Here is an 11,058-nt window from a genome sequence, read left to right on the forward strand (position 1 = left end):
CGATACCCGGATCGCCCGCCCGCACATTGGAACAGCTACACGCCCGAACAACCCCGGCGGAACCCCGTCGCTACAGTTATTGAAATACGGGCCCCGACTGTGCCGGTGTACTGCCGCCGGACGCCAGCGGACTTGGTGCCCTTCTTCAGGAAGGCGGTGTGGTCGCCGATCAGCACGGCGGGCTTGGCGCCGATGGTCTCCACGACGAAGTCCCGCACGTCATCGCGGACCGCGTTCTCGTCCCAGTCGGAGTGGTTGAGCAGGCGCTGGACGCCGTCGGGACGCAACTGCCCGACCTGCTCCGACAGCGTCCACCAGGTGGTCCACGGGGCTCCGACCTGCCAAGACGGCGGGCGAACCGGGCATAGAACCCGGCTATCCGGCCCACGACTCGACCTGCTCAACGGTCAACGATTCATCACACAGTCACAACAACGAGCGAATCCAGCACCCTTCACGGTAGATGCGGTTGTTGGATTAAGCGGCATGGACCGCCCCTGGCCGCCGTGCCGAGTTCTTGTCATCACCCACGATGGGCCAGGGCTTGGCTCTCTGCGGTCTGCGCGCCTGAGAGGGTTCGAGCGAGTCAGGAGAGCCAGTCGGCGTAGCGGGTGGGGGCGAGGTGAGCGTCCTTGTCGGTGAGGACGTCACCCTTGACGACGGCGAACATGCCGGCGGTGGGGTCGGTAACGACGGTACGGTTGTCGCCCTTTCGGGACAGGGTGATCCGGCCCAGCTCGTCCAGGGAGAAGATCTCGGGGCCGGCGATGTTGCGAATGCCAGCCAGCGGGGCGCCCGCAGCGACCTCCGCCACCACGTCGGCCACGTCTTTGGAGGCGATCGGCTGGATCGGCGTGGCGGGCAACCGGACGGTGTCGCCGTCGGCGGTCCAGGACAGGACGGCCTCCATGAACTCCATGAACTGTGTTGCGCGGACGATCGAGTAGGGGATCGGTCCGGCCGTGAGGATGTCCTCCTGGAGCATCTTGGCCCGGTAGTAGTCCAGCTCCGGCACCTGGTCCACGCCGACGATCGAGAGGATGACGAAGTGACCGACGCCGCCCTTCTGGCCCGCGGCCAGAAGGTTGTCCATTGAGGCCTGGAAGAAGGCCGGGGAGGCTTCGTCGAAGGTCGGGGAGTTCGTCAGGTTGACGATGACGTCGGCCCTCGCCACCGCCTCGTCCAGTCCCTGGCCGCTGATGACGTCGATTCCCGTGGATTGCGCGTGCGGCACCGCCTCGTGGCCGGCGGCGTTCAGATTCTTGACGACCTGCGACCCGATCAGCCCGGTACCGCCGATGACTGCGAACTTCATGACATGCCTTTCGTCGGGAGTATGCCCGCAATATGGCATATGAACCCCCATTGCCCCAGCAACGAGTACCGCCTGCACTGGTCACGCTACCGACGTACCAGCCAGGCCCGAGCCCGCCGCCACTACCAACGCCGAGGCCACACACCCCAGATGTGGTTGCAGTACTAGCCCGGGCGGCGGCGCCGACTTTGAACGGAGAGCGATGAACCCACTCGCCCAGATCCGCCGCACCGTACGCGCCCGAAGCGTCGGGACCTTGCTCATCAAGACCAGCGACGGCCAGCTGCAGCGCCGCACGGAGATCGGCGTCGGCCGTACCGGGACCCGCGGCACGAACAGGATGCCCTGGAACACCAATCGGTCCGGGTGCCACTTGCGCCCGGGATAGCGAGTGCGGCGCTCCACTTGCGGCAGAAGCGGTTCGATCACCGTCCACAACTCGTCCTCGACATGCCACGGCTTCGGCCGAGCCACCCCACACCCCCGGATCAACAGTTCCCGGAATGATCCAGCCACCTCGAAGATCATTTCGTGAGGAGTTCTTACACGGCTTCTGTAGGGTCAGTTGGTTGCAGGTTGCCCGGGTCGACTCTCACCTGGTGGCCGAACAGCCCACGTCCGGTGATGTCGGCCTGGCGACGCGAGGGCGAACTCCGGGAAGCTGTACGCGCAGGCCCCTAGCATGACCACATGGTTGCCAGTGATGCCCAGACAGGACGGTAACTGTGTCCCGCGACGACACCGGCCAAGAAAGCGTTTCACCTGCCCCGGTGAAGGGAGGACGCGCTGCAAACGCCCTCCCCCGCGGACCGCACCCCGACCATGCAGGGGAGGATACTCACCCGGTTGACGCCCTGGTCGAGCGGGCGGCCAGCCTGGTCGAGCCGATCAAACCGAAGCTGCGTGGCTGGCTCCACGCGGGCATGCTCCCTGCCTCGTTGATCGCAGGTGTCGTCCTCATCTGCCTGGCCCGAACTCCGCAGGCGACCCTGGCCTGCACCGTGTACGCCATGACCGCCTGGCTGCTGTTCGGGACGAGCGCCGTCTATCACCGCGGCACCTGGGGGCCGGTCGGCGAGGCCGTTCTGCGGCGCCTCGACCACGCCAACATCTTCCTGATAATCGCCGGCACCTGCACTCCCCTGGCCGTGCTCCTCCTCCCCCCTGACCAGCGATCTGTCCTGCTGTGGATCGTATGGGCGGGCGCGCTGGCCGGCATCGCCTTCCGCGTCCTGTGGGTCGGAGCTCCCCGCTGGCTCTACACCCCGTGCTACCTCGCTCTGGGCTGGGCGCCAGTGCGCTACCTGCCCGACTTCCTGCACGCCGGCGGAGCAGCCGTACTCACACTGATCGTGACCGGCGGTCTCCTCTACAGCACAGGCGCCGTGGTCTACGCCCTCCAGCGCCCCGACCCCGCACCCCGCTGGTTCGGCTTCCACGAGATCTTCCACGCCCTGACCGTGGCAGCCTTCACCGCGCACTACATCGCCGTCTCCCTCGCCGCCCACTGAGCACGAGGACCCTCTGGAGCGCGCCGCACCGGCCCTCCCATTCCGCGACGGCCTGCCGACGCGCCCGTCGGGGCCGGGGTCTGCCCGGCGATGCGCAGCAGCGCGGTCACCAAAGCAAGCATTGTCCCGGCTCGGGGGTCGCGCTCCTTCGTACCCCGGGTGGTGTGCTGCGGGCTCTGCTGACCGCCGGCACAGCCCTCTTCGCCCTGTGGCCGCCCATCACCGTCGGTGACGGCAAGGCACCTCCGTTCCAGCCGACGATCTACACCCTGATCTGCCCCTGCCCCTCGTCGAAATGGCCAGGAGCGCTTCTACGCCCCGCCCGGTGCCCCAATGGACCGTTGTCGCTCTGACCGGCCCGGGCTGGCTGCTGGTCACGACGGTCGTGGCGTGGCGGGCCGAGTTCTGCGGCAGACGTAGACACCCGAGCGGATTGGATCGGATCCGCATAGGGTCGCCTAGGGGCAACAGCAGAGCGCAACACGTGTGGTGCTATCGCTGGTTCAGGTGGATCACCCGCTTCCGCCATTACGCCGCAGCCCTGGATCTGTCCGTAAGCGAGCTGAGCCACCTGGACCACGACCCATCAGTCCGACCTTGACCGACGGTTCTTCCGTGCGCTGAGCAAGTCCACCGGGGTCGCGCTGACCGGCTGGCCCAGGCTCTGCACGCACATGGACGCCGCAACCGTCCTTCCCTGCCCGGAACTCCAGGAGATCCCACCGCCACACCGGTAGTCCCCCTGGTGTCGTTGGACCTGCTGGCCCTAGCAGGTCCGACAGCGCTGCTGGACGGGTGGGGGCAGCAGTGGCGTGTCGTCCCAGTCGTCCTCGCACTGCAGGTGGTGACCGCGAGGTTCCTCAAGCACGAACCCCCGAACGGGGGAAGCGCTTCAGGTGGCGTCCGGCATGTCGTCACGGCCGGTGTAGAGACTCAGGACCTGATCGGCTCCTGTGATCGCGAACATCCGCTGCAGCAGGGGCGGGGCGGACACGATCCGCAGTTCGGTCAGCCGGTGGATTCGCAGAAGGACGTCGAGGAATCTGGAGTCGCCGAAAGTAACGTGGGCAAGGTCCAGGACCACGACGCCGTGAGTCCGGGCCGCGTCCTGCAGCGCCTGTTCCAGAGGCGGCAAGGAATCGAGATCGAGTTCCCCTTCGGCCTCGACCACCCGGTCAGAAGTATGTCAAAGGAGCAGGCCGCGGGGCGGCAACCTAGCCCTCACCACTGACAATAGCCGCAAGCACAGGTCGCGACAGACATAGAGGAAACTCCGCCGCAAAGACCCATTCCTCGCGCCCCAAATGACGGGGCACCTGGGATGAAAACAGGTGAAGCACGCCGCGCCTGGCGCCTACTCGCTCGTCGAAGGCAGGGCATCGGCGCGGACGTGGGGCATGGCGCGGCTGGCGACGCGGCAGGGCTCCCACACTCACGGAGCGGCGTCTGGGGGCGGCCGCCACACAGCCCGAACCCGAATCAGCACCGCCGGGCGCGGTCGTTCCCCGAAGCCCCGAGTGTGGGGTCGCCTCCGTGACTTCTTCGGGGTAGACGGACTCGTTCGACCGGTACGGTCCCGGTCCGAACGCGGGCTTTCCTTCGGGCGGGGTGACCTCGGGCTAGGCCTCCGGGTTGTCCGGTCCGGACTTGGCTTGGTCCACGTTGGCGTCGGTGGTCGGCTCGCGTTCCATCCGGACTTCTTCACGCCGCACGGGGACGGTCTGCTGTTCGGTGACCACGTACTTGCGCAGCCGTGGCCGCCCTGTTTCGCGGCGTTCGGTGCCAGCGCGCATCTGCTCCTCCGGGCGTGTTGTTGCCTCATCGTCGCCGGAGCTGTCGGAATCGGCAGAGACGGTGTCGGGGCGCTCTTTGCCGCTGCGGGCGATGCCCGACGCGGTGGAGTCGTCGTAGTCGCTCTGCGCGGCGGTGGTCTCGGCGTGCTCTTTGCCGCTGCGGGCGATGCCCGACGCGGTGGTGTCGTCGTAGTCGAGCGCCGTGCCGGCCGCTTCGGTGTCGGCGAAGGCGGCGGTGTCGGGGGGTTGGCCGCCCATGCCGGTGTCGGGGTGGGCCCATCCGCCCTGGCCGGGCTGGGCCCATGCGCCCTGGCCGGCTTGGTTGGCCTGCTGCCAGGCTTCGTCCCAGTCAATGCCGTAGTGCTCGTACAGGCGGTGCTCTTCTTCCTCGGAGAGGTGTCCGCCGGCGTCGACATCGACGTTGGGGGCGTCCTTGACCGTGTCCTTGGCGTAGGGGACCTCGAGGTGGTCCTCGACCAGGGTGGCCTCGTGGGTAGGGACGAAGGACTCACTGGTGCCGAACAGGCCGGTCTTGACGCTGACCCATTCCGGCTGGCCGGTGACATCGTCGAGGAAGACATGCTTGGCGTCGCCGATCTTGTTCCCGTCGATGTCCTGGACCGGATGGTCCAGTACCGTGGGGATCTGCTCCTGGGTGATCATGTTGGCCCTCCTGCTTCCCTTCAGCGGTCACCGGTGCGCGTAACCCACAGGCGGGGAAGAAAACATCCCAAATGGCACATAATCCGCTACAGCAGTCGCGAAGCCCAGGGCGGCCGGAAGTTCACGGCGCAGGGTTTGCGGTTACCCGTACGGCATGGCACCGATCTGGCAGCGTAAGCGGGATGAGCAGCACCAGCAGGATGACCGGCGCCGAGGTGCCGGTCATGGGGTGGATCGGGAGCCGGAGGGTGGCCGGCCAGGGCCGGATCCGCAGGTGGAGCGCGATGCCCCGGACGAGCCCACCGACATGCCCAAGAAGGCGTGGGGCTCGGTACTCAAGCGGACGTCGGCGGAGTTCAAGGAGGATGAGCTGGCCGACCGGGCGGCTGCGCTGACCTACTACGGGATCCTGGCACTGTTCCCAGCCCTGCTGGTGCTGGTCTCCCTGCTGGGCATCGCGGGCCAGTCCGCCACGAAGAGCGTCCTGGACAACCTCACGAAGCTCACCCCCGGCGCGGCCCGCGACATCATCACCAATGCAGTGACACAGCTGCAGTCATCCGGCGGCACGGGCTCCCTTCTGGCGATCGTCGGTCTGCTGATGGCTCTGTGGTCGGCGTCCGGCTATGTGGCCGCGTTCATCCGCACCTCCAATGCCGTCTACGACATCCCCGAGGGACGCCCGGTCTGGAAGATCACCCCGCTACGGCTGGTCCTGACACTGGTGCTGATGATCCTGGCGTGCGTCAGCGCGCTGATCGTTGTGCTCACCGGCCCTCTCGCCCAGCGGCTCGGCACCGCCCTGGGAATCGGGGAGACGGCGTTGACGGTGTGGTCGATCGCCAAGTGGCCGGTCCTGGTCGTGCTGGTCACCATCATGATCGCGATCCTGTACTGGGCCTCACCCAATGCGCGGGGCCGCGGCTTCAAGTGGGTCACACCGGGCAGCTTCCTGGCCCTGATGATCTGGATGATCGCCTCCGCGGGCTTCGCGTTCTACGTGGCAAACTTCGCCTCCTACAACAAGACCTACGGCACCCTTGCCGGAGTGATCATCTTCCTGGTCTGGCTGTGGATCACGAACCTGGCGATCCTGCTCGGCCTGGAGTTCGACGCCGAGATGGCCCGCGAACGTGCGATCATCGGCGGCCTACCCAAGGACGAAGAGCCCTACGTCGAGCCCCGCGACACCCGCAAATGGAGTGATGCGGAGCGCAAGGAGATGGGCAGGGGCTGACGGGGGCAGCTCCGGAACCGCACGGCGGCCGCGCTGCGGTGTCGCACAGATGAGGGGGAAACAGGTGATCATGCGCCTCCTCGGTGACGTCCGGGCCTGCAGATGAGGTCCACGAAACTGGCCGCTGGTGTGCCTGCGGCACGAGCGGGCCTTGCCCGCTACGGCCGGCAGCCCGACCTCCGGCTGATCTGTGCGGACGCCGTCAACTACCTCCGGCTGGCCGATCCGTATGACGTCATCTACGCCACTTCCTTGATAATTGGGCGTGTTCAAGCGTCAGGGGAGACGCAGGTTGAGCGAGTGGCGTGTGATCTGGGTGCCGGATCCAGGACGGTGGGCACAGAGCCCATGCCTTCTTCACTAGCCACGGCATCACCGTCGAACGCGTGCTGACCGACAACGGTGCCTGCTACAAAGTCTCTCCTCTGGCGGGACACCCTCACGGCAGCAGGAATCGCGCACAAACGCATCCGGCCCTACCAGCCGCAGGCGAACGGCAAAGTCGAACGCTTCAACCGCATGCTGCTCGACGAATGGCCTACCTGCGGCCTTGTACCAGCAACACCGAGCGCACCCAAGCCCTACAGACTTCCTGCACACCTACAACCACCATCGCTGCCACACCGCACTCGAAGGGCAGCCACCGATCAGCCGCGTGAACAACGCTCCAGGTCAATACAGCTAGGGTGATCCAAACGACACCCCCCAGGCGGCTACCGAGCCCCGTCGATCACTCCATGCGCGGTCGGTACAGCCGCTTCGGGCTCGTCCGGCACGGGCCTCGCCTCCGCCACAGTCCGAGCGGTCGCAGTCCCGGAAGGCTCGCTTCCCCCCGCGTCAGGCTTCGCCGTGGCTCCCTGTCCCCGCTCGATCATGCCCAGCGCCACCCCGACGATGATGATCACGCCGCCCGTCACCTGGGCGAGCCGGATCGACTCCCCGTTGATCACGACGGCGCCGATGACGCCGAAGACCGGGACCAGGTTGAGGATGTTGACCGCGACGCTTGACGCCATCCTGCGCAGGCCGTAGTTGTAGAGCATGAAGCCGCCGACCGAGCATGCCACGGCCAGGTAGACCAGCAGCGATGAGGCGGTCGCGCCCGGCATCCGCCAGTCGTCGGCCTCCAGCAGGGACGCGAGCAGGAAGCCGGCCGCGCCCGCCAGGGTCTGGTAGTAGGTGACGCTCGCGGCGTCCTGGTCGGCGCTCGCGCGCTTGCCGAGCACGTTGTAGCCGGCCCAGGCCAGCCCGCCGAGCAGCAGCAGGATGTCCCCCAGCCAGCGCGAACTGCCGCCGACCTCGGCCCCGTTGCGTACGACGAGGAAGGCGCCGACGGTGGCCAGCAGCACGCCAGTCACCCTCAGCAGCGGCATCCGGGTATGGAAGACAACCAGTTCCACCAGCATCGTCATCAGCGGGTACGTGGCCACGATCAGCGACGCGTCGGATGCCGTGGACAGGTCGACGCCGACGTTCTCCAGCATGAAGTACACGGTGATGCCTAGGAACCCGCTCAGGTAGAGCTGCCGCCGCTGCCGCGGGTCCAGCCGGGCCGGGCGGTGCCTGCTCAGCCGGACCATCCCGCCCAGGAGTAACGCCGCGAGGGTGAACCTGATGGCGCCGATACTGAGCGGACCGACATCCTCCAGCACCTGCTTGGTTACCGCGTACGAACTGCTCCAGAACAGCGCGGCCGCCATGACCGCACACACCGCCCACACCGTGGGTCCTCGCTCACGCATATCAAGTCGCCCCTCTCCCCTACCCGCTACCGCCGACCACACCGTGACCGAACGAATGTCAGTCAACTAGGCTGGAGGCTAACAAGATCATCGAAGGTGATGCGAAGAGTCCGAATTACCTTCGGAATCCGGCGGAGTGAGGCAAGCATGGACGAACTAGATTCGGCGTTGGTGCGGATGCTGCAGGAGGACGGTCGGCGTACCAACCGGGACATGGCCCAGGAACTCTGTATAGCCCCGTCCACGTGTCTGGAGCGAATCCGGTCGCTGCGCAGGAGCGGCATCCTGACGGGATTTCACGCGGAGGCAGACCTCGCGGCGATCGGCCGCGGGCTGCAGGCGGTGATCGCCGTACGGGTCCGCCCGCCGACACGTGCGGTGATCGAGGCCTTCCAGACCTTCCTGGAGAGTATGCCCGAGGTCATCTCGATCTTCGTCCTCACCGGGAACGACGACTTCCTCGTGCACGTCGCCGTCCGGGACACCGACCATCTGCACGCAGTGGTCCTGGACAAACTGACGAAGCGCCCGGAACTCGCCGACGTACGGACGTCGGTGGTCTACGGGCACATGCGCAAGAAGGTCATCGGTCCGGCGTGACACCGGCGGCGGACCCCGCCGCTTCCACCCACAAGACTCCCGCTATCCAGCGGTGGCTGGCCGCCACGCTTCCACGTGCACTTCACCCCCACCAGCAGCTCCTGGCTCAACCAGGTCGAGCGGTGGTTCGCCCTGCTGACCGACAAGCAGATACGGCGAGGCGTCCACAAGAACATCCAGACGCCGGAGAAGGACATCCGTACCTGGAACGAGGACCCGAAGCCCTTCGTCTGGACGAAGACCGTGGACGAGATCCTCGAACCTCGCCCCATATTTGAATCGAACCTCCGACTCAGGGCACGAACTCGTCGATGCAGAAGAAGACTTCGGGCTCACCGCACTCAGGTATGACCTCGCCGTCGGCGATCGCGTAGAGGTGCTCTTCTTGCCCTCGTAGTCCGGATCGCCGGAGGTCTTCCAGGCCTTTCTGCGTTGAAACGACACGCTCTCCTCACGGAGCAGGACCGAAGGCCCTCGTGGCTGATGTCGTCGACCACCCCCTCTGAGGTTCCCCCGAGATGCGGAGGAAGATGACAGCAAGTCAGATGGGGCTCATGAGAGGACCGATGACCATGGTTCCCCAGGAAATACCCGCTGGAGTTGCGCGAGCGTGCGGTGCGGATGTACCACACTACTGAGCCGAGGCCGCAGATCAAGCGGTTGGCCGCCGATCTCGGGTCCGCCATTCGGCCGTCGGAGATTCACCCTCGCCTTCGAAGGCCTGGAGATGGCCGCCGCACCGGGCCTCACCCTCACCATCTACTCCGCCGAACCCGGATCGCCCTCCGAAGAGGGCCAAACGCCTCGCCGCCGGGCGGTCACCGAGGTACGCGAGGCCACGTTCGACGTCCGCGAGGTCCAGGTCCTCAACTGACGTCGGCCCGGAAGTTCAGGTCCCGCGGCCACGGCTGGCTACGGCTTGCGCTCATCAAAGGTCGTCGCAGATGCTGCGGGCCTTGGCGAGGTCCTTCTTGACGTCGGCGTTGAACTCGAAGAGCGCAGACTGACGGATCCGCGCCCGGTTGACGGCGTCCGCGAGCGGCTTGTACGCCGAGTCCCCCGCGGCCGCAGCCGTGGCGAGATCGTTCACCGCTGCCCAGCGGTAGAGCGCCGTCTCGCCCTCCTTGCCTTTGCTCGTGAACTTCGACTCGTCAAAGCCGGCGAGGGCATTGCACGCTCCCTGCGCGTCGGACGCTGATCCTGACCCGGAGCCGCCGAAGAGTGCCCAGGCAGCACCCATCACCCCGCCGCCCATCAGCAGCCCGATCCCCAGCGCCACGACCAGTGGGCCGGTGCGCCCACGAAGCGATGCGGCGGGCGCTCCGGGCGGGGGCGGGGGAAAGGGGCCGGGGTCAGGCTGCTGTGACTGCATTCCCCGAAGGTAGCGGCACCGGGGCCCCGTTGGTGTCAGGAACAAGTCATCCGGGGCCAGGCCGGGGCCACGCTTGGCAGGGGGCGGTCATGTTCCGGGTCAGGGGCAGCCACGGTCAAGAGCAGGCGACAAGTTAGGCGGCATGAGCGCATCAGGGAAACCACGTCTACCTCTGGTCTTGCGCAGTGCGCCGCCCTTCAGGACTCTGCTGCGGAATTGGCGATTCGGGCTGTCAGACACCCCATGTCGTTTATGGTCAAGTGGTAGGGATGCAGGCGTGGTGTGACCAGGCAGTCGCTTCGTCGTAGCGGGTGCGGGTCTTGAGGCACCCGTGGAGGATGCCGACGAGGCGGTTGCCGACCTGACGGAGGGCGGGGTTGTAGCCGATCTCGCGGGCGCGTTGCCCGTCGCAGTAGCGGCGAGCGCCCGGAGAGGCGTTGAGAGCGCAGAACGCCTGGCGTTGGAGGGCGTCGGCGAAACGGTTGTTGCGGACGTAGCGGGCCTGGACGGTGTAGCTCTTACCCGAGGCCCGGGTAACGGGACTGGTGCCGGCGTAGTTCTTGCGGGCCTTCGCGGAGGCGTAGTGGGTGGGATCGTCCTCGAGCTCGGCGAGCACCCGGGCTCCAGTGATCTCTGCGATGCCGGGCACCGAGAGGTCGCGCGGCGCGGCTGCGGCCGGAGCTCGAGGTGGAACCGACCCGGCCTCCACAGCGGCTCGCCTCGCATGCGTGCATGATCTCCTCGCAGCGCGTGAGCATGGCGTCGGTCATGGCCTCACGTCGGTACTTCGTGACAAAAACCAAGTGCACGTGCAGGTTGTAGACG

At 66.8% G+C, this 11,058-nt stretch carries 9 protein-coding genes and 7 pseudogenes; 6 read left to right on the forward strand and 10 right to left on the reverse strand.

From position 1 onward, the window contains the following. Positions 1-92 precede the first annotated feature (92 nt). The 3 genes and pseudogenes from ACFYWI_RS37915 to ACFYWI_RS37925 all read right to left on the reverse strand — a co-directional run. A pseudogene (locus ACFYWI_RS37915) lies at positions 93-314 on the reverse strand (transposase); the annotation flags it as partial. A 272-nt stretch (positions 315-586) separates the two neighbouring features. Further along, on the reverse strand, positions 587-1,315 hold the full coding sequence (locus ACFYWI_RS37920; RefSeq protein WP_389240662.1) for an SDR family oxidoreductase: 729 nt from the start codon (positions 1,313-1,315) through the stop codon (positions 587-589). A 330-nt stretch (positions 1,316-1,645) separates the two neighbouring features. Next, a pseudogene (locus tag ACFYWI_RS37925) lies at positions 1,646-1,789 on the reverse strand (transposase); the annotation flags it as partial. 296 nt (positions 1,790-2,085) lie between these two features. Here ACFYWI_RS37925 and ACFYWI_RS37930 point away from each other — a divergent pair. Then, positions 2,086-2,826, forward strand: coding sequence for a hemolysin III family protein (locus ACFYWI_RS37930; protein WP_389240664.1), 741 nt, complete (start codon positions 2,086-2,088; stop codon positions 2,824-2,826). An 892-nt stretch (positions 2,827-3,718) separates the two neighbouring features. On the opposite strand, the gene ACFYWI_RS37935 is transcribed toward ACFYWI_RS37930, so the two are convergent. Together ACFYWI_RS37935 and ACFYWI_RS37940 are read right to left on the reverse strand one after the other, a co-directional pair. Next, positions 3,719-3,997 (reverse strand): STAS domain-containing protein, encoded by a 279-nt coding sequence (locus ACFYWI_RS37935; protein WP_389240666.1) that lies wholly within the window; start codon positions 3,995-3,997, stop codon positions 3,719-3,721. Between the two features lie 448 nt (positions 3,998-4,445). Next, entirely contained in the window at positions 4,446-5,282 is an 837-nt protein-coding gene (locus ACFYWI_RS37940; RefSeq protein ID WP_389240668.1) for a DUF2382 domain-containing protein, read from the reverse strand. Between the two features lie 154 nt (positions 5,283-5,436). Between ACFYWI_RS37940 and ACFYWI_RS37945 the strand changes: the two genes are divergently transcribed. Both ACFYWI_RS37945 and ACFYWI_RS37950 read left to right on the forward strand, forming a co-directional pair. Further along, a complete protein-coding gene (locus ACFYWI_RS37945) occupies positions 5,437-6,519 on the forward strand; it encodes a YihY/virulence factor BrkB family protein (protein WP_389240670.1) in 1,083 nt (360 codons plus the stop codon). A gap of 341 nt (positions 6,520-6,860) precedes the next feature. After that, positions 6,861-7,204: pseudogene (locus tag ACFYWI_RS37950) on the forward strand (integrase core domain-containing protein); the annotation flags it as partial. Positions 7,205-7,232: 28 nt separating this feature from the next. Here ACFYWI_RS37950 and ACFYWI_RS37955 read toward each other — a convergent pair. Next, on the reverse strand, positions 7,233-8,261 hold the full coding sequence (locus tag ACFYWI_RS37955) for a DMT family transporter (RefSeq protein ID WP_389240672.1): 1,029 nt from the start codon (positions 8,259-8,261) through the stop codon (positions 7,233-7,235). Positions 8,262-8,408: 147 nt separating this feature from the next. Between ACFYWI_RS37955 and ACFYWI_RS37960 the strand changes: the two genes are divergently transcribed. Together ACFYWI_RS37960 and ACFYWI_RS37965 are read left to right on the forward strand one after the other, a co-directional pair. After that, positions 8,409-8,861 carry an Lrp/AsnC family transcriptional regulator gene (locus tag ACFYWI_RS37960; RefSeq protein ID WP_389240674.1) on the forward strand — a complete coding sequence of 151 codons (453 nt, stop codon included), beginning with the start codon at positions 8,409-8,411 and terminating at the stop codon, positions 8,859-8,861. Between the two features lie 23 nt (positions 8,862-8,884). After that, positions 8,885-9,119: pseudogene (locus ACFYWI_RS37965) on the forward strand (transposase); the annotation flags it as partial. 37 nt (positions 9,120-9,156) lie between these two features. Here the strand turns inward: ACFYWI_RS37965 and ACFYWI_RS37970 are convergent. After that, a pseudogene (locus tag ACFYWI_RS37970) lies at positions 9,157-9,406 on the reverse strand (hypothetical protein); the annotation flags it as partial. Positions 9,407-9,535: 129 nt separating this feature from the next. Here ACFYWI_RS37970 and ACFYWI_RS37975 point away from each other — a divergent pair. Beyond that, a pseudogene (locus ACFYWI_RS37975) lies at positions 9,536-9,657 on the forward strand (transcriptional regulator); the annotation flags it as partial. Between the two features lie 132 nt (positions 9,658-9,789). Here the strand turns inward: ACFYWI_RS37975 and ACFYWI_RS37980 are convergent. From ACFYWI_RS37980 to ACFYWI_RS37990, 3 genes and pseudogenes are all read right to left on the reverse strand, one after another. After that, positions 9,790-10,233: a hypothetical protein gene (locus tag ACFYWI_RS37980; protein ID WP_389240676.1), complete on the reverse strand. Its 444-nt coding sequence runs from the start codon at positions 10,231-10,233 to the stop codon at positions 9,790-9,792. Between the two features lie 256 nt (positions 10,234-10,489). Next, positions 10,490-10,882 carry a transposase gene (locus ACFYWI_RS37985; protein WP_389240678.1) on the reverse strand — a complete coding sequence of 131 codons (393 nt, stop codon included), beginning with the start codon at positions 10,880-10,882 and terminating at the stop codon, positions 10,490-10,492. Positions 10,883-10,958: 76 nt separating this feature from the next. Beyond that, positions 10,959-11,058 (reverse strand): annotated as a pseudogene (locus ACFYWI_RS37990) (transposase); the annotation flags it as partial.

Source organism: Streptomyces sp. NPDC002889 (assembly GCF_042888425.1).
GTDB lineage: Bacteria > Actinomycetota > Actinomycetes > Streptomycetales > Streptomycetaceae > Streptomyces.

Coding starts and splice junctions, on each gene's coding strand:
- ACFYWI_RS37920 (WP_389240662.1), bottom strand. CDS start 1,315: ATGAAGTTCGCAGTCATCGGCGGTACCGGGCTGATCGGGTCGCAGGTC.
- ACFYWI_RS37940 (WP_389240668.1), bottom strand. CDS start 5,282: ATGATCACCCAGGAGCAGATCCCCACGGTACTGGACCATCCGGTCCAG.
- ACFYWI_RS37945 (WP_389240670.1), top strand. CDS start 5,437: ATGGCACCGATCTGGCAGCGTAAGCGGGATGAGCAGCACCAGCAGGAT.
- ACFYWI_RS37955 (WP_389240672.1), bottom strand. CDS start 8,261: ATGCGTGAGCGAGGACCCACGGTGTGGGCGGTGTGTGCGGTCATGGCG.
- ACFYWI_RS37960 (WP_389240674.1), top strand. CDS start 8,409: ATGGACGAACTAGATTCGGCGTTGGTGCGGATGCTGCAGGAGGACGGT.
- ACFYWI_RS37980 (WP_389240676.1), bottom strand. CDS start 10,233: ATGCAGTCACAGCAGCCTGACCCCGGCCCCTTTCCCCCGCCCCCGCCC.